This window comes from Oleiphilus sp. HI0066 (assembly GCF_001635725.1).
The window spans coordinates 1-955 of the sequence record NZ_LWFH01000947.1; the positions used below are offsets into that span (position 1 = coordinate 1).

The following is a 955-nucleotide window of genomic DNA, read 5'->3' on the forward strand; positions in this document are numbered from 1 at the left end:
TTTGGTGTACTAGAAAACATGCAACACAAAATGACCGTCAAAAGTGGTTAGCTCTGGTACCACGTCTGTTAAAGCAAATAGACGCCGAATTAACTCGTATATCGTTTGACCCCTACTCAGCCAATAGAATGCTTGCAGACATCAAAAAAGATCTTACAAGTATTTTCAGGGAAACAGCACTTAGCAACCAAAATGATGCCAGCCTCAATAAACCAAATAATGCTAGCAGCACAGGCGCAATCACAAAGCAAAAAAGCCTACGCCCTCAACTTAACAAGAATGTTGAGTTGTTAGCTCAGCTGGAAATTGGAAGATGGGTCCAAATAAAAATTAACGGAAATTTGAAACGCTACAAACTGATTAGCAGAGTAGACGAAGCAAACGTATATGTATTTGCCGATAGATTTGGCCTTAATCCAATAGAGTTAAGTTCCCAGCAAGTCGTTGCCCAAATCAACAAGGGAATGATGGTCATTCTCGAGAAAGGCGCGCTCGTTGATAGAGCCTTAAACCACATTCTGAGCAATCTTCAGAGCTAGTAGGCTTAACGTTTAGTTATATGAAACACTATGCCTTAGCCATAGCATTGTCGGTCGCGGCCTGCTCACATATAATCTTGTATACCTTGTTGAATTTGTGGCCCGCCCCGACACCTAATGACACCCAATCTATTCCAGTAACATTAGTTCTGTCTCAAGAGTCTGCTGAAAGCCAAGCCAGTCAAAGTGCGTCTAGCCAAACGAGAAAAACTCAGGAACAATTCTTAACGACGAAAAGTTATAACGACTATAGCCACCTCACTACGAAAGAATCCGCTTCTAATGTGGAAGGGGCAAGCCAACAAGCTAACGCTATTAGTAAACAAGCAGCTAGCAATCAGAATGCTCCTGCACGCAGAATGAAGGCATCAGAACAGCAAATTATTGAACAGCAGAACGATCTAACGGACCCTAGC

2 protein-coding genes are annotated in these 955 nt (G+C 42.4%); both read left to right on the forward strand.

What is annotated here, in order from left to right; genetic code table 11:
• Nucleotides 1–539, forward strand: a 539-nt coding sequence (locus tag A3738_RS10780; RefSeq protein WP_156504202.1) for a DUF1631 family protein, incomplete at its 5' end; no start/stop codon positions are given.
• Nucleotides 540–559: 20 nt separating this feature from the next.
• Nucleotides 560–955 (forward strand): hypothetical protein (locus A3738_RS10785; RefSeq protein ID WP_156504203.1); only part of this gene is annotated, 396 nt, incomplete at its 3' end.